This window comes from Roseovarius tolerans (assembly GCF_900109855.1).
GTDB lineage: Bacteria > Pseudomonadota > Alphaproteobacteria > Rhodobacterales > Rhodobacteraceae > Roseovarius > Roseovarius tolerans.
In genome coordinates, this window is record NZ_FOBO01000011.1 from 39,785 (window position 1) to 55,620 (window position 15,836).

Here is a 15,836-nt window from a genome sequence, read left to right on the forward strand (position 1 = left end):
AACTGCATAGACGACATGCGAAAACGCATGGGTGAGTATTGCATGGGATGATCTTCGTACGGTAATGATGTTGGTGCGCCACCGTTCGCTGGCGGCTGCCGCCAAGGCCCTTGATGTCAATTACACGACCGTCGCGCGCCGCATTAGACGGGCAGAAACAACGTTGAACCAGCGACTTTTTGAACGCTTGCCTGATGGGTATCAGGCAACGGAAGCGGCGCAGCTGATGGCCAAACATGCGAGCCAGATGGAAGACGCAGAACACAGCCTGATGCGGCACTTGCAAGGCTCTGAAAGTGCGCTTTCGGGGCCCTTGACGATAACAGCTCCCCAATTGCTCATTGCGAAATTTTTAGTTCCGGTGATTGATCAGTTTGCCAAAACATTTCCGCAGATTGAACTGCGTGTCTTGGCCACGAACGATCTGCTGGATTTGACGCGGCGCGAGGCCGATCTTGCTATTCGCATAAGCCGAAGCCCTGGTGATACATTGACGGGTCTCAGATTACTGAGCCAACATTCCGCCAGCTTTTGCAGTCCTCAGGTGGCAGAGCGCATTGCCGCTGACGCGTCGGCGGTGATCAACTGGGTTGTCTATGACAGCCATCCGGACGTGCCAAAGGGGATTTCGGATGATTTCCCAAACAACCGTGTCTACCTGCGGTTTGATGATATGGTGGCGATGGTCGGCGCAGCGCAAGCGGGTTTGGGCGTAGTAAGAATGCCGATGTTTCTTGGGCGGTGCTCTGCCGGTCTTGTGCAAGTGCCTGTGTTGCCGCCACAACCCTATGCGGATATCTGGGTCGTCGGGCATCCAGACGTCTGGCCTTCCAAAAAAGTGGAAGCCTTCCGCAAAATTCTGATCAAACGTTGCAGGGCTGATCGACAAAAGTTCATCGGTTGATTTTAGACTAGCGGAGATTTTGGGGCGGTCATGGAAAATAGTACGCCTTCATTTCGTCGCCAGATTTGGAACCAATCTAACGAATCCTCTGCGATGCAGGTAAAGTCCTTTTTGGTAGGTTGAATGTCGAAGTTATTATTACCAGCCTCGAGGAAATAATCACCCATGCCGAGAATGAGAGCTTTCTATTCGCCGTGAACAGATGCTCGCATGCGGGCCAAGTGATTATCCCACCCCTTATTGGTCTTACCCAATGCCTTCTGCCAGCAGATCAAAAACCAAGCGGATGCGCAGATTTGTTCTGAGTTCGCGGTGCGCCACCAGCCATGTTTCAATACTGATGGGTTCAAACCCCGGAAATGGGTTTTCGAGTTCTGGATAAGCCGCGCCCATCTCGATCGGAAAAATGCCAATCCCAAAGCCCTGCCGGACAAGTTCGAGCGCTACCGTGGTACTCGACGTCGAGAAATTGAAATTGGCTGTCGTCAGGTTCAGCCCGCGTGACGCCATCAATCCAAGCCGTAGCGCAGGTTCGTCAAAACCCACAAACTTTAACTTCTCCAGATCAGTGAGCGTCTTGGGGCGTCCAACTTCGTCGAGATACTGCTTTGACGCAAACAGATGCGCAGTTGTTCCCTTTAACCGCTTTGCAAATAGGGCCTCGTCTTTGGGTCGACTATGACGGATCGCGATATCAGCTTCTCGCCGTCGCAGATCGCTCAACTCATTTGACGCGATAATCTCGATCTGAAGATCCGGCGCGGTTTTGCGCAAGTTCTTTAAGACAGGTGGCAAAAAATATGTCGCCATCAGATTTGTAGCAGAGATCAACACGTGTCCGGTCACCGCTTCGGATTGGCCCGTCGCGGCAACGGATATGTTGTTCGCCGCATCGCCCATCATCCGAAAATACGCAAGCAATTCTATGCCTGATTGTGTCAGCAAAAGCGCGCGCGATGTCCGTTCAAAAAGTGTCACGCCAAGCGCCTCTTCAAGGCCCGCGACCTGTCGGCTCAGCGTTGGCTGCGTAAGCCCAAGTGCGCGTGCAGCCGCGGATAGCGACCCTTCCTCAGCGGTGACGAGAAACGCCCGTGCTTGATTCCAATCGAAGGCTGATCGTCTCCACTCCATTATTTTTGTATACCACACCAAGATAGTTACGCAATTTCGTATTGGTAAGCTGCGGTCTATAAATGGTTATCGACCAACTTTAAGCAGGCAAAAAAGATGACGCAGCTCGACACCAAAAGCCTTTTTCTATCGAATACCCCCGCGATGGAACAGGCAATTCCTATGGCAACGCGTCGCATCGGCTCTTGGGAAGTTCGCATTAGCAGGCATCCGCTTTCTACGACGGACCTTACCAGGAGATATGATGCAATGTCGGGCCGTTGGGAACGCACCGCACGTCGGTTCCAACTGACTGCTGCGTATCAACAGCCGCTTATGATATCTCAGATCGCGAAGGGTCTTACGCAAGTTGGACCAAAGCCACGTATCCTTGATTGCGGCATCGGAAACGGCAGCCTGTCGATTGCACTCCACGGAATTCTGGAAAATCAGGTTGATTACCATGGAATTGATACCTCTGCTGATATGATTGTGCAGGCCAGCACGATGATGCGGCACGCAGGGCTACGCCCTCAACTTCAGCAAGCGGATGTATTGTCGTTGCCCTATGACGATCAGTCATTCGACGTGGTCATGGCCGCGCATGTCCTCGAGCATCTGTCAGCCCCAAAACGCGCACTCAAAGAGATGATCCGTGTACTTAAGCCAGGCGGAATGATTTTCGTATGCATGACACGCCCCTCGATTTTCGGAGGCTTTGTCCAGCTGAAGTGGCGAACATGGGCGATCACTGAACAACAAGGAATTGCTTGGTTGCAGGATTGCGACCTCGCCGACATTGGATGCCAACCTGTTCACTTCACGTCCTGTGCCGGTACCGCAAGCACGGCATTTTGGGCGCGACGCACCACGTTACCAGACGCTCAGTGAAAGGTTCCCTATGATACGTTTGCAAAAATCTGAGTGGGCATTCTTTGGTCTCATCTTTGTCTATTCGTTTATACCCTCCTTTGGTGGATTGATTCGGGTTCTTGAGCTCGCAGGTGGGCCACAAATCGCACCAATGAACCCACGGGCGTTATTGGCTCCTACACCCATCATTCTCCACATCCTGAGCAGTTTTCTATTTTGCGTCGTCGGTGCGCTTCAGTTCTTGCCAAGCATCCGACACCAGCGTCCGGCCGCGCATCGGGTGATCGGGCGGGTGATCGCAATGGCTGGGTGTGTTGCGGCTCTCAGTGGTTTGTGGATGACGCACTTCTATGTATTTACCGAGGCGCTTCAAGGTGCCTCGCTTTACTGGGTGCGGATCGTTCTGGGCACGTCGATGCTTGCGCTGATCATCTGGGCAGTGATCGCTATCAGGTCTCGCAACATCTATCGACATAGCGCATCAATGGTGCGGGCCTACGCCATTGGGCAAGGTGCAGCGACCCAAACCGTCATCGGCATCACTTGGATCATTGCTACGGGTTCCGAGGCGATGGGCCCTCTGCGCGACGGACTTATGATCTTTGCTTGGGTGCTTAATCTGCTTGGCGCAGAAATCTTGATCCGCTCAATGTTGAGACCCGCAAAGCGACCGCAGAAGAAACGATCACTGATCGCTGTACGCCCTTCGACACCAAGAGAAGAGACTTGAAATAATGTACCAAAATGGGAATCCCCGTATCCTTTTGTCGATCCTTTGGGTCTTCGTTATCCTGAATTTTTTTGCGCGCGACATTCACGAGTTGATCCGCCCCGGTATGCTGGAACAGATGATGTCTGGCACAATTGACGGCGTAGTCGTGACAGAAATGTTGATGCTGTTAGGCTGGATCATGATAGAGATCCCGATCTTGATGACCGTCCTTGCGTTGCTTCTGCCACGTGGATTCAATCGATGGGCGAACATCGTGGTGGGCTTTTTGACGGCCGCCATGATCGTTGCGATGAATCTCCAACCTGACCACGACAACGTCTTTTTCATGAGTATTCAGTTGATCGCTATAATTGCCATTGTTGGGATAGCATCGCAGTTGCAAGCCCCAGAGCAGATAGATGCAACAACATCGCAATCAACCGGCGTCTGACCGCTTGGTCCAACATCGGGACTAAACACCGATAGCCGCCGTGCTTATGAGAATTTAGTTTCGCTTGGCTGTAAGAACATACCCAGCATGGCCTCTACGCGATGGCTGTTCAGCTGATTGCGCATTGGATTGCATAACTCTTCCATTGAAATTGGAGTGAGCTGGCGAAGCCAATAAGCTCCGCCAGTCACAAATTACGAAGTTGGATTTATCATCGTTTGCGAAGGAAGTTTGTACTTCACCAGCTTAGCGCAAGACGTACGAAATCACTTTGGCTTCTACTTCGGATGACGCATTTGTTAACGAGGCATTCGAGCCGGATGACGGCATAGCAAAGGTCTCCCCAGTCACAAGGTGTTGTGATGTGGTTTCATCGATTTGAACATCGATGACTCCTTGCGCAACCAGAAAAATTGTCGGGTCAGAGTTTTCTAAAGTTACAGTTTGCCCACTTTCCAGCTCGGTCTCGTAAACGTCCACATGATCGATAGTTTTACCTCCAATATCGACCGTTGGAAGGCCGGATCTATCAATGGGTCGTCTGGGTTGCTCTTCAAGTACAAAAAATGGTTCCCCGGTTTGCTCTAGGCTGAAGTCATAAAATAACGCTGTTTCAGTGGCAGAAGCATTATCAAATCGTAAAATGCGAGGCCCTGCAGGCTCATAGAATGCATCGCCTTCGCGCAGAACGACTGGTTTTCCTCCTTCGGCTTGATAGACTATAGAGCCTTTTGCTACGTAGCCAACGGCGGGCGCAACGTGGGTATGAATGGGAGCGATCTGGCCAGGCAAAAACCGGAAAGCCCCAATTTCAACCTGAGCCACATCACGTGGCAAAAAATTCGCCGTCATCAGTTTAACAAAATTCGCCTCTTCTGCTTTTGCCGCGCCCGCAAAATTTGTCGCGGCTAGGGCCAACGCTGCAATGGCGAAGACCCTTGAGATGTTTGAGTTCAAAGTCATATCTGATATCCTTTTACGATCGGTGTGGAGATTCCGTCCACGCGTCGTTTTGTGTGTTGTTAACTGTATTGAAGTTGACGGACTATGTTATCCAGCGGACACAGCGTCACCGATTTCGGCGTTGGTCAGGGGGCTACCGTTGATATTCCATGTACCATCAACCGCATGAACGCCGTTCGCCCAGATGTGATCCTTCGCGAGTGTGCCATTCGATAGATCATGAAGAATTTGTACCGCTTCCCCAAAAAACGACATCTGCACGGAGCGGTCCGCCAAGGCAAACGATGGGGTTTTGGTTTCAACCCAAGCCCCCTTAACTAGCTTACCACCGGCAAAGGTGTGACCCTCAGGTAGCATAGCGACGTGCGCGGTTACGTTTGGGGTCATCACAGTGTTCCCGCTCATGCCGTGATGTTTGAGGAATGATTCCGTAATTTTGGCGATGGCGACGGCTTCTTGTCCTTCGGGAAGTACCCCCTCAGTCAGCGTCAGAGTGATTGGCATTTGATTTCTCCTTTTAACTTGCAAAATGCAATACGTATGTCGATAGCTACAGGTATTGCATTTTGCAAGTTATTTGTTTAAAAAGGTGAGATGAAACCTAAAACAAATAGACGCTCGTCCGGCTGTCCCATTTCCTATGGGCTTGATGTCTTTGGGGATAAGTGGACTTTGCTCATCATCCGAGAGATCATGCTTAACGGTAAACGGACCTACAGCGAGTTCCTTCAAGCTGATGAAGGCATTGCCACAAACATTCTGATCAGTCGTCTGAAACAACTTGAAAATGACGCGATTGTTGAAAAATATCGCGATCCAAATAACCGTCGCAGTTTCGTCTACCACCTCACTCAAAAGGGACGAGACCTTGCACCCATTATTCTGGAGATCGTGATTTGGAGTGGTGTCTACGACTATCGACCGAATGCGATGCGTGAAGTTTTAGAGAAGATTCTTCGTGACCGTAGCGGGTTCGAAGCGAAGCTACGCAAGGGCTAGTGCGGGATTTTGGAGAAACACGAGAATTTAGCATTTGGTTTCATTGTCAGAACGGCGAGTTCGTCCCGCAGTCTGTGAATTCGACCACTCGTGCTTGCTGCGATCTGCATGAATGGCCGGTTTTCCCACGGCAAGGCGGCACTAGACTTCACGCTCACGCTACATTTTTAGTGCTGCGAGCGCACGCAGCGCGAAAATCCAACTCACAGAATGGGCTCGCTACCGCCGACCGTGGCATGAAACTCCTAGGTCCGTTCTGGGTTGGCGAACGGCTGCAACCGCCCGCCAACGACGATCAGATGTCGATCCGTTCTGCTATGCTTAGCGCATCTTCCAGCTCAACGCCCAGATAACGCACCGTGCTATCTACCTTCGTGTGGCCAAGCAAAAGCTGCACGGCGCGAAGGTTGCCCGTTTTGCGGTAAATTTCCGCAGCTTTGGTGCGGCGCATCGAGTGTGTGCCGTATCCGCTGGGTTCCAGACCAATCGCTGTTACCCAGTCACGCACAAGTCGACCATATTGACGTGTTGAGATATGCGGACGGTTATGAAAACGGCTCGGGAACATAAAGCGGCATCCGATCATCTCGGGTGATTTTGCCCATGCAATGACGCTATCCCTCGTGTTTTCAGTCAGTTCAAACTGAACTGGCTTCTTGGTTTTGCTTTGGATCACTGACACCCGTTCACGCACGCGATCCTCCTTGACCAAATCCGTGGCGGCGAGAGTGACCAGATCGCAACCACGCAGTTTGCTATCAATTGCGACGTTGAACAGCGCAAGATCGCGAAGATAACCTGCAAGTTCGAGCCGGGCACGTATGGCCCACACTTGTTGGGAAGGAGCGGTCGTTTCTGACCTATTATCCGCCCTTTGTTCCATGCTTTGTGTTTTGGGGTGACTGCGGGAAGTTGGACTCTTCGCATTATACGCCCTCCAATCCTCCCTCCAAACCCACAAATCAGCACCGCGCTGACAACAAGAGCATAGCATCCTGTTGAACGGCTGGTGTCCGAAGTCGCTGGCAAGCGGTATTTCTGCAAATGCATTGGGCCGCTTCGAGCCCTTCTTGACCGATGCTGCATGATGCACGAATGGCAGCAAAACAGCTATGTCGCCGTGATCGGTCTTCATACCGTGTTTGAGCATCGTCCAGCGATGACGCGGGTCTCAATCGAAACATTCCTGCATGAGTTCAAAGTGACCCTTCCGGTCGGGATCGACATGCCAAACGACAACGGGCCGATTCCGCGTTCGATGGATACCTGGTCACAGCGCGGGACACCGACCTTGTGGTTGCTCGACCAGGAGAGAAGATTGTGTGCAGAACATATGGGACATGTTTCTGATATGGTCATTGGCGCGCAGGTCGGGATGCTTTGGGCGTAGCGGATTCTGAAGTAAGAAGCAAGTTAGGCAAGTCTTCAAGAGCCGCTTCGAATGCGCTAGTTGTACCCAAACCGCGCGAAACGACAAGACTACCTTGAATTAGACTAACAGCTTTGAGCGCCACAGCCTTTGCTTCTGGCGAAGCACGGCCCGAGTCTTCCACACATTTGCCCAGTGCCTCGATAAAGCAGGTCAATGTTTGATGAACCGCGTCGGCAAACCTTCCGCCTTCGCCAGAAGGTGACGACAACATGTTGAGCAGGCATGCCCGACGACCACCTTCATAAAATCGATCTAGCGCTTTTATCATATCGTTAATTCTATCTTCTGGAGCGCTATCAGATCTCAAAACCTGCAATATATTCTTATCGAGCCAGTCATGCGCTCCTGTGAGCACTTCCTGAGCCATCTGCTCCTTACCGCCCGGAAACCGGTGGTAAAGGCTCGGTCTCTTCAACCCTGTCCTCTCAGACAAGATTGCCATGGACGCGGCTTCGAAACCCACGTCTCGGAAGGTCAGACTCAGTCTCTGCAAAAGATCATCGTCCTGAACTAGTGCGGGTCTGCCCATCTATTGTCTCACAAGTAAGTTACCGAACGATCAGTATATAACACTTGACCATTCGGTTGAAAAGAGTGAAGTGTTTTTTACCGTTCGTTCGGTAATTAAACCTTAACCATAGGAATATTCTCATGACCAAAACTGCAATCGCTGTCTTCTCTGATCCATCTTCCGGCTCCGATGAAGCTCTAGGACGCCTCTTCAACGCACTGTTTCTGACCATTGAACTCAAGGATCGCGGAGTGGACGTGGACCTGATTTTCCAAGGCGCAGGTGCCCGCTGGGCCGCTGAGATTGTCAAGCCGGATCACCCGGCACACGCTGCCTTCAAAGCGGTCGAAGACAAGGTCCGTGGTGTGTGTGGCGGTTGCGCTGATGTGTTCGGCGCCACAGAGGAAGCCGAGGCATCGGGCCTGAAACTGGTGCGCGACAAGGATATTCCCGGCACAACTGGGGTTCTTGACTTATCCGCCTACGTGGCCGCTGGCGACACGCTCATCACATTCTGACCATAGCCGCCGGTCGACCTCCTCGGTCGGCCGGTGCCATCAAAGCGGGGTAATCTTATGTCCGAAACACTTAAACACGATCCATTTCATGAAGGCGAACGCGCCATTCAGGAGCTAACCGGAGAACGTGCCGCGGCTGTCATGAACGGCGGTGTCATTTCTGATCGGATACCCGCCCTGGCAGTGTCCTTCGTTGCTGCTCAGACCCTGATCGTGATCGTGCGACGGGACAACACTGGGTCTCTTTGGCCGGTCATTCTTTCTGGCCTGGCGGGATTTGCAAATGTCTCGGAAGATCGCACTTCACTAAATCTGTCAATGGCCGAGGTTGGTCCTCTTCCACCCGATGGTCCTTTGGACCGCATCTTGGAAGGTGATCACGTCGGCGCACTCTTCATTGAACTGGCCACACGCAGACGGTTGCGGGTCAATGGCAGGGTCACCAAGCTAGATGTCGGACGGATAAGAATCCAGGTCGTGGAAGCATATCCTGCCTGTCCAAAATACATCCAGAAACGAACACCTAAGGGTGATTGCGGCAGTCTCCAACCAATCGCCGTCACGACCGGAACTAATCTAGACCCTACACTTGAAGCGCTCATCGAGGCCGCGGACACATTGTTTGTAGCGAGCGCTGGTCCTGATGGGCGGCTCGATGTCTCACACAGGGGCGGAACACCCGGATTTGTACGTGTCGAGGACGGCTCACTTATCGTGCCAGATTTTTCTGGAAACTCAATGTTCAACACATTGGGAAACCTCTCGCTTGATCCATCAGCCGGACTGGTCTTCCCCGACTTTAACTCCGGCCGGCAACTCGCTCTTGTGGGTCAAGTCGAACTTCATTTGTCTCAGACCGTTACAAGCAAAAACGACCCGACCGGTGGAACCGGTCGTTGGTGGATTTTCAGGCCCGAACGCTGGATCGTCACGACTGGCGCACCTGTGAGCGGATGGTCTGCGCCTAACCCTTCTCCATTCAACCCCAGCAATACAGCGGCTGCGCTATGAGGCTGATCGTAGCAAAACGAGGCCAAATAGCAGAAGACACGCTTCAGCTGGACCTAATTGATCCTTCATCAGGAGACTTGCCGTCATTTGACCCGGGGGCGCATATTGAACTGTCCTTCGCAGGGATGGTTCGGCGATATTCGCTAACGTCTTATCCCGACGATCTAAGTCGTTACTCGATCTGCGTTCTTCGAACCAGCCCCGGAACCGGAGGCTCCGCCTATATTCATGATCAGCTGGCCGTTGGTGACGTTGTCGACGCGTCCGCACCACAGAACGCTTTCCGCTTAGAGACGAATGCAGTTCATAGCGTGTTTATTGCGGGCGGCATCGGTATCACGCCGTTCCTGTCGATGATCGAACGGCTGGAAATCGAAAAAGCCGAATGGGAACTTCACTATTCAGGTCAGGTTGAAGGCCGCCTGCTGCCACTTCCTTTCTCATCCAACCGTGTCAGTCGGTATCTCGACCGCGATCGCAAACCGACGCTCGATGTCCCGCTCCTTTTGGATGGCCTTGATCGCAACACGCACCTGTACGTTTGTGGCCCGCGCCCCCTTATTGAGGCAGTCCGTATAGGTGCGTCGGCGCGTGGATGGCTCGATAGTCACATCCATTTCGAAAGCTTTGGTGCAGTAACAAAAAGATCCGACACTCGCATCGAACTCCAGTTGGCCATGACCGGCACCACTGTAACGGTGCCGGCAGGCACTACAATTCTGGATGCTTTGCTCGATGCAGGGGTCTGGGCACCATTTGAATGCCGTCGAGGCACATGCGGATCATGCCACATCGAACTGCTGGCAGGTGAAGCGGACCACCGAGATCATTGTCTAACGCCGGCTCAACGCGCGCATGGGCTCTGCACCTGTGTATCGCGCGCTAAGACCGACACCCTAAGACTAAATATCTGACTCTTCGACAGAAAAGATCCCCGCGGGCGGGGCTTGCCCGAACTCGGTCTACACTCGGACCCAAACCAAGGAACTTGAACAATGTCTACAATACATCTCAGCGCAGTTTCCGCACTACTCGCATCGACCCTTATGCTTTCTACTTCGATACCGACCACAGCCATCGCTGACTCCCAATTGATCGCACCAGATGAAAGCCTGACAAGAAGTCGGCATCGAGTTGAAAATGTCGATGGGATCAACATTGCTTATCGCGAAGCAGGCGATCCGGCAAATGAGACCATCGTTCTTTTGCACGGCTTTCCAACATCAAGCCATATGTTCCGCGATCTGATTCCGGTTCTGGCAGAAGACTATCATGTCCTTGCTCCGGATTACCCCGGCTATGGGCGATCTGATGCGCCTGCGCTTGCAGACTTCGATTATTCCTTTGCAACTTTCGCCGAGCTGATGAACGGATTTCTCGAGGCAAAGGGCGAAGACCGTTATGCGCTATATCTCATGGACTACGGTGCACCCGTCGGATTTCGTGTTTTCGCAGAGAACCCAGATCGGGTTACAGGGTTCGTGATTCAGAACGGAAATGCGTACGAAGAGGGTCTACGCGAGTTTTGGGACCCGCTGAAAACCTATTGGGCAAATCCAACTTCTGAAAATGGAAATGCGCTCCGCCCAACCTTTGAATATGAGGTCACGCAATGGCAGTACTCGCACGGCGTTCCTGAACATTCACTGGAACTGGTGTCCCCCGACGACGCGATCCACGCCCAGTTTGGCATGGATCGGCCTGGTAACCGGGACATTCAACTTCAAATGTTCCTCGACTATGGCACCAATGTGCCACTCTATGCAGATTGGCAGAAGCTGTTTCGCGAACATCAGCCTCCGGCGCTCGTGGTCTGGGGCGTAGGAGACCATATTTTCCCAGTCGAAGGTGCCAGTCCTTATGCACGCGATCTTGACACCATCGAGACCCATCTCCTCGATACAGGTCATTTCGCCTTGGAAACTCATCGCGATTTCATCGCGGCGGAAATCATTGACTTTATAGCAAGTGAAGTCATTGAGTGATCTGTCTGGCCCAATGCAAACAACGCATTGGGCCGTCTCTGATCTTCCCAATTTATATTGTTAGGAACGATTAGCGCAGTCACTAGAGTGTGTAGCAATCAGGCTGGTGTGCCGCATTGTCCTAGCTTCCACTTGCAGACATTTGTTCAAATGCCGCGAATTCACACTTTGTCCGCGACTTGATCCTTGACCTGCGCTTCCATGCTGCAGTTTGAATGGACGGCTGGTCTTCATGCCGCGTTGCGGCGCCGAGTTCTTAGCAGTCGCAGCATGAACCGTGCTGCGAGCGCACGCAGCGAAGATTCTGTTGGTCTCCTGTGGGCTCTTTCCAGCCGTTAGCTGCCATTTGCACCAAGGTCCGGTTCTGCCTGTTGCTCTGGGCAGCTTGCAGATTGAGGCAGGCCGTCTCCATACAGCGCGGCCTGCGTTTCGCCGTTGCCCCATTGATAGAGCAGGCCAATTTCAACGCCTGTTTTAATGCACGTAACGCGGCCGATGGCTTCAGCCGTTGTGCGAACATTCTCAAATTCGGGCAAAACTAGCCCCTCTCGTTAAATAATTCCTTTGCATCGACCTCAAGGGCGCGCGCTATCCGCTCCAGAACATCTAATGATGCTGAAAATTTTGCGAGTTCTATCTCGCTTACATAGCTGCGATCCATGTCCGCAGCTAAAGCTAACTGTTCTTGGCTCAATCCCCTGGAATTTCTTAGATTCTGGATATTTAGCCCTACTCGTTCCCTCAATTTCATGGCCTGTCTTCGGCCAAATCATGCAGGGTACTCTACGGAATATATTCCACAAAACGCGCGCGAGCGGTTCTAGGCGCTTGCTCGCATATGGTGTGGAGGGGGAAGTTAAGTGAAACTATCAATATTATTGTAATGTAGTCGGAAGGTATTTATTGAAATGTCGCTCAAGATCATTCGCAACTGGTTTGGTGGGTTAGTCCTAGCTTTCCTCTCCAGCACGGCTCCGCAGGCTGCAAAGGCCTATCAGGTTGACTGTGCCATTCTGCTTTGCCTTGCTGGTGGATGGCCAGCTTCAGCAGAATGTGCTCATGCCCGTGCCGTGTTCATCAGGCGAATCACGCCTTGGCCGATCGAGCCGCCATTGCAGATCTGGCGATGCCCGATGGGGGTAGCGGATCGGGCTCCATTGCAAAGCACGGCTCCTGAGCTTTGGCAGGCAAATAACCAAGTCAGGATGGATGTTGCGAAAGTTATTTTGGCTCAGGTCGCGGAAGGCCATGCTGATGTCGACATTAGCGGCTTGGAGTTCGATTTTGTGCGCTCGATCCGCGTTTGGGACGTGCGCCACTATAGCCATCGTGAACGAGGGCGCGACGACGATTGCTCTGAAAGTCACAACATTAGGCTGGGAACTTATGGCTCCCAGGGCGAGTTTGGATGGCAGCGCAGCAGGCCTGCGGCCGCCCCGCTATGGGTTCTACCATCGCGTCGTTGCTTTTCGTCAAATTGGCGGCGAGGAGTTGGGGTTGAATGGGAAGATCACGAAGGCAACCACGGATATGAGTGGGTGGCTTATTGAGGCTAGTCCCCGATTTCCTTCATGCGCTCTGCGATATCGCCAGCAATGCGCTCATATAGGGTGGCTTGCTTGTCTCTGGCCGAACCGGGTTTGGGATTTCGACGACGGATTCTTTTGGCGAGCCAAAACAACATCCTAGCAGCTGGATCGGAGGTCGCATCCGGTTCTGCTGCAGGGTATTTTTCTTCCAGTGCGACAACAATTTCCTGAGACAGGCTGCGCCTGTTGATTGAGGCATGCGTTTCCAACCGCTTTTTGAGCGCGGCGGGGAGCAAGAGTTTGAATTGGAGCAAGGCTTCATCTTTCATGATTGCATGATGGACAATATTTGTCCTTAATGATATGGACATTTTGTGTCCCTTTGTCGAGGTGTGAATATGAAAGCAACCCAGTTTAAACTTGTCCTGCCTGCGGACGTGAAGGCTTGGCTTGAAGAGGAAGCAGTGCGGAACCTGCGTTCGCAAGGCGCGCAGGTTGTGACCTGTCTAAGAGCCGCAATGTCCCGACAAGAGACGCTGCGCGAGGGGGCTGAGAAATGAGCCTGAGCCAAATCCAACTGATTCCGACGCCGGAACTGGCGCTTTTGTTTGGGTACAATGAACCAAGCGCGTCATTCTACGATTTCTGCCGCCGGACGGGCATCGCCCCCGTACCTGGACGACGGGGATGGTATGATCCGAAACTCATTCGGGCGCGATTGGATGCTGTTCAGGGCATAAGCGCCGCCGAGCGAGAAGCGGCTACGCAACCGAGCCTTGTTGCACAACGGAGAGCGCGACATGCCCAGAAGTAACCTACCCAAAGGGGTTCACCGTGTGCGGCGCAAAGTCGTGTCCGGTGTTCGATATCATTTTTATGCTTGGCGAGGTGGTCCCAAGTTTTGGGAAGGGAAAGAGCCGAATCCCAAAGAGCCAGAATTTTTCCATGCCTTTTCACAGTGCGGCATGCCGATCAGCCCTGCCGAATACCTGACGACCCATTTGGTTGATGATTTTCTCTCGAGTGCTTCTTTGCCTAAAGCCGCGCGCTCCAAAGCAGATATTAGAAAGTGGTTGGAGTTTTTCCGCGAGGAGTTCGGGGCGGATCCAATTGCAATGTTCGAAGAGCGCGCTTCAAGGGGTGAAGTGAACAATTGGCGCAAGAAATGGCTGCATTCGCCCAAGCAGCACGACATGGCGGGCACACATGCGACTCGCGTTTTGAATTGGGCGGTGGAAGAGGGGAAGCTCAAAGAGCACCACTGCCATAAGCTCAAGAAGCTCTACCAATCGAACCGTACCGAAATCATTTGGACGAACGGCGATTTCGCTCAGTTCAAAAAGTATGCGCCCGAGTGGGTCCAGAGAATCTTAACCGCAGGATGTGAAACGGGTTTACGTGCGGCCGATCTGGTCCAAGTCAAGATGGACCAGTTCGAAGACACCCCGCATGGTAAACGACTTCGCTTTCGCACCAGTAAACGTGGGCAAATCGCTTTCATCCCAGCGACTTCAGCCCTTGAGAAACTGATAGTCGAGACGCCGGAAGATCAGAAAATGCTCCTTGTTTCTGAGTTGGGGAGGCCTCTCACGGCTCGTTGGGCGTCGAACCAGATCACGAAATGGCGTCGCGTAGCGCAGATACCCCCGTGGATTGATGGTCGTGAAAAAACTCTGTCCGATACTCGCGGTACGGCTGCAACAAGATTGCTGAATGCAGACCTGTCTTTGCGCCAAATAGCAGTCTTGATGGGGTGGTCTGTGCGCTACGCCGCGCAGGTTATCGAACATTATGCGCAGGTTAGCCCTGACGAAAGCGATGCTGTTTTGCGCAAGCTCAATCGGGCAAAATCACTGTCTCAAGACACAAAAATGTAAACGCCCCTGTAAACGGTGGGGCCCAAGCATGGGAAGGAATACTCTAAGTGATTGATTTTAAATGGAGGCGAGTACCGGAATCGAACCGGTCTACACGGATTTGCAATCCGCTGCGTCACCACTCCGCCAACTCGCCGCTCCAGGTGATTGCGCCGGATTATCCGATCCGATGCCTCGGCGCAAGTGGTCAAAGCGGCGTTTTGACCGGGAGGCGGGGCCATAGACATTGCCGCCGCCCGGGTTCTGTGTCAGAACCGAACCACAGGATTCCGAACGCGAGAGTTTAGCTCATGACCGACTATGCCGCCCGTCGCACCATGATGGTGGACACGCAGGTTCGCCCCTCCGATGTAACCAAGTTTCCGATCATCGACGCAATGTTGTCGGTCCCGCGTGAGGCATTTGTACCGGATCGTCTGCGCGAGGCCGCGTACCTTGGCGAGAATCTCGATCTGGGAGAGGGGCGTGTGATGCTCGACCCGCGCACATTGGCCAAGATGCTTGATGCGCTCGACATTGAAGGCGACGATCTTGTGCTCGATATCGGTGCTGCGCATGGCTATTCGTCGGCGGTGATCGCACGGATGGCCGAAGCGGTTGTCGGGGTCGAGGCTGACGCGAACCTCGTCGAGGAGGCGCAGCGCACGCTGCTTGAGCATGGTGCAGACAATGTCATCATGCAGCAGGGCGATCTGGCCACAGGTGCGCCGGATCACGGCCCCTATGACGTTATACTGCTGCAAGGTGCGGTGGAGCATTTGCCCGAGGCGATTACGGACCAGCTCAAGGAGGGAGGACGCATGGCGTGCCTGTTCCTCGAGGGGGCGCTTGGCGTGGTGCGCATCGGCTACAAGATCGATGGCCGGCTCAACTGGCGCTATGCGTTCAATGCCGGGGCACCCGTGCTTCCGGGCTTTGAGCGGCACGCGGCCTTTACACTCTGAAACCGCGCGCCGCGCAG

The 15,836-nt window shown here is 53.1% G+C and carries 20 protein-coding genes, 1 tRNA gene and 1 pseudogene; 13 read left to right on the forward strand and 9 right to left on the reverse strand.

Annotated elements, in window-relative coordinates:
• Positions 1-31 precede the first annotated feature (31 nt).
• Complete coding sequence (locus tag BMX04_RS11780) at positions 32-904, forward strand: LysR family transcriptional regulator (protein WP_074786749.1); 873 nt, start codon at positions 32-34, stop codon at positions 902-904.
• Positions 905-1,150: 246 nt separating this feature from the next.
• Here the strand turns inward: BMX04_RS11780 and BMX04_RS11785 are convergent, their stop codons facing one another.
• Positions 1,151-2,035 (reverse strand): LysR family transcriptional regulator, encoded by an 885-nt coding sequence (locus BMX04_RS11785; RefSeq protein ID WP_074786751.1) that lies wholly within the window; start codon positions 2,033-2,035, stop codon positions 1,151-1,153.
• Between the two features lie 96 nt (positions 2,036-2,131).
• On the opposite strand from BMX04_RS11785, the gene BMX04_RS11790 reads away from it, so the two are divergent.
• Genes BMX04_RS11790 through BMX04_RS11800 form a run of 3 tightly spaced genes read left to right on the forward strand, consistent with a single transcriptional unit; the run spans position 2,132 to position 4,050 of the window.
• The gene (locus BMX04_RS11790) at positions 2,132-2,905 is read left to right on the forward strand and encodes a class I SAM-dependent methyltransferase (protein WP_074786753.1); all 774 of its coding nucleotides are present in this window, start codon (positions 2,132-2,134) and stop codon (positions 2,903-2,905) included.
• Between the two features lie 10 nt (positions 2,906-2,915).
• Positions 2,916-3,617, forward strand: coding sequence for a DUF2306 domain-containing protein (locus BMX04_RS11795; RefSeq protein WP_074786755.1), 702 nt, complete (start codon positions 2,916-2,918; stop codon positions 3,615-3,617).
• Positions 3,618-3,621: 4 nt separating this feature from the next.
• Positions 3,622-4,050: a DUF6326 family protein gene (locus BMX04_RS11800; protein WP_074786757.1), complete on the forward strand. Its 429-nt coding sequence runs from the start codon at positions 3,622-3,624 to the stop codon at positions 4,048-4,050.
• Positions 4,051-4,296: 246 nt separating this feature from the next.
• Here the strand turns inward: BMX04_RS11800 and BMX04_RS11805 are convergent, their stop codons facing one another.
• Both BMX04_RS11805 and BMX04_RS11810 read right to left on the reverse strand, forming a co-directional pair.
• Positions 4,297-5,013 (reverse strand): cupin domain-containing protein, encoded by a 717-nt coding sequence (locus tag BMX04_RS11805; protein ID WP_074786759.1) that lies wholly within the window; start codon positions 5,011-5,013, stop codon positions 4,297-4,299.
• Between the two features lie 87 nt (positions 5,014-5,100).
• Positions 5,101-5,517 carry a 4-oxalocrotonate tautomerase gene (locus BMX04_RS11810; protein ID WP_074786761.1) on the reverse strand — a complete coding sequence of 139 codons (417 nt, stop codon included), beginning with the start codon at positions 5,515-5,517 and terminating at the stop codon, positions 5,101-5,103.
• Positions 5,518-5,607: 90 nt separating this feature from the next.
• Between BMX04_RS11810 and BMX04_RS11815 the strand changes: the two genes are divergently transcribed.
• A complete protein-coding gene (locus BMX04_RS11815; RefSeq protein ID WP_074786763.1) occupies positions 5,608-6,012 on the forward strand; it encodes a winged helix-turn-helix transcriptional regulator in 405 nt (134 codons plus the stop codon).
• A 295-nt stretch (positions 6,013-6,307) separates the two neighbouring features.
• On the opposite strand, the pseudogene BMX04_RS11820 reads toward BMX04_RS11815, so the two are convergent.
• A pseudogene (locus BMX04_RS11820) lies at positions 6,308-6,939 on the reverse strand (tyrosine-type recombinase/integrase).
• Positions 6,940-7,096: 157 nt separating this feature from the next.
• Between BMX04_RS11820 and BMX04_RS19415 the strand changes: the two are divergent.
• Complete coding sequence (locus BMX04_RS19415; protein ID WP_074786765.1) at positions 7,097-7,402, forward strand: thioredoxin domain-containing protein; 306 nt, start codon at positions 7,097-7,099, stop codon at positions 7,400-7,402.
• Here BMX04_RS19415 and BMX04_RS11830 read toward each other — a convergent pair.
• Positions 7,368-7,973 carry a TetR/AcrR family transcriptional regulator gene (locus BMX04_RS11830; RefSeq protein WP_074786767.1) on the reverse strand — a complete coding sequence of 202 codons (606 nt, stop codon included), beginning with the start codon at positions 7,971-7,973 and terminating at the stop codon, positions 7,368-7,370. The two genes, BMX04_RS19415 and BMX04_RS11830, sit on opposite strands and share 35 nt — an antisense overlap.
• A 122-nt stretch (positions 7,974-8,095) precedes the next feature.
• Between BMX04_RS11830 and BMX04_RS11835 the strand changes: the two genes are divergently transcribed.
• From BMX04_RS11835 to BMX04_RS11850, 4 genes are all read left to right on the forward strand, one after another.
• Positions 8,096-8,473: a DsrE family protein gene (locus tag BMX04_RS11835; RefSeq protein WP_074786769.1), complete on the forward strand. Its 378-nt coding sequence runs from the start codon at positions 8,096-8,098 to the stop codon at positions 8,471-8,473.
• 57 nt (positions 8,474-8,530) lie between these two features.
• Positions 8,531-9,484, forward strand: a complete 954-nt coding sequence (locus BMX04_RS11840; RefSeq protein ID WP_074786771.1) for a pyridoxamine 5'-phosphate oxidase family protein — start codon at positions 8,531-8,533, stop codon at positions 9,482-9,484.
• Positions 9,481-10,398 (forward strand): PDR/VanB family oxidoreductase, encoded by a 918-nt coding sequence (locus BMX04_RS11845; protein WP_074786773.1) that lies wholly within the window; start codon positions 9,481-9,483, stop codon positions 10,396-10,398. The genes BMX04_RS11840 and BMX04_RS11845 overlap by 4 nt, the downstream gene beginning before the upstream one ends.
• Before the next feature lie 132 nt (positions 10,399-10,530).
• Entirely contained in the window at positions 10,531-11,469 is a 939-nt protein-coding gene (locus tag BMX04_RS11850; RefSeq protein ID WP_244888536.1) for an alpha/beta fold hydrolase, read from the forward strand.
• A 335-nt stretch (positions 11,470-11,804) separates the two neighbouring features.
• Here the strand turns inward: BMX04_RS11850 and BMX04_RS19070 are convergent, their stop codons facing one another.
• Positions 11,805-12,005, reverse strand: a complete 201-nt coding sequence (locus BMX04_RS19070; protein WP_139194545.1) for a hypothetical protein — start codon at positions 12,003-12,005, stop codon at positions 11,805-11,807.
• Between the two features lie 2 nt (positions 12,006-12,007).
• The gene (locus BMX04_RS11855; protein WP_074786777.1) at positions 12,008-12,220 is read right to left on the reverse strand and encodes a helix-turn-helix domain-containing protein; all 213 of its coding nucleotides are present in this window, start codon (positions 12,218-12,220) and stop codon (positions 12,008-12,010) included.
• Positions 12,221-12,377: 157 nt separating this feature from the next.
• Between BMX04_RS11855 and BMX04_RS11860 the strand changes: the two genes are divergently transcribed.
• Positions 12,378-13,019 (forward strand): hypothetical protein, encoded by a 642-nt coding sequence (locus BMX04_RS11860; protein ID WP_074786779.1) that lies wholly within the window; start codon positions 12,378-12,380, stop codon positions 13,017-13,019.
• Positions 13,020-13,021: 2 nt separating this feature from the next.
• Here the strand turns inward: BMX04_RS11860 and BMX04_RS11865 are convergent, their stop codons facing one another.
• Complete coding sequence (locus tag BMX04_RS11865; RefSeq protein WP_074786781.1) at positions 13,022-13,327, reverse strand: hypothetical protein; 306 nt, start codon at positions 13,325-13,327, stop codon at positions 13,022-13,024.
• 471 nt (positions 13,328-13,798) lie between these two features.
• Between BMX04_RS11865 and BMX04_RS11870 the strand changes: the two genes are divergently transcribed.
• Positions 13,799-14,875: a tyrosine-type recombinase/integrase gene (locus BMX04_RS11870; RefSeq protein ID WP_083398170.1), complete on the forward strand. Its 1,077-nt coding sequence runs from the start codon at positions 13,799-13,801 to the stop codon at positions 14,873-14,875.
• Positions 14,876-14,937: 62 nt separating this feature from the next.
• Here the strand turns inward: BMX04_RS11870 and BMX04_RS11875 are convergent.
• Positions 14,938-15,011, reverse strand: a tRNA-Cys gene (locus BMX04_RS11875).
• Between the two features lie 154 nt (positions 15,012-15,165).
• Between BMX04_RS11875 and BMX04_RS11880 the strand changes: the two genes are divergently transcribed.
• Positions 15,166-15,819 carry a protein-L-isoaspartate O-methyltransferase family protein gene (locus BMX04_RS11880; protein ID WP_050664110.1) on the forward strand — a complete coding sequence of 218 codons (654 nt, stop codon included), beginning with the start codon at positions 15,166-15,168 and terminating at the stop codon, positions 15,817-15,819.
• Positions 15,820-15,836 lie beyond the last annotated feature (17 nt).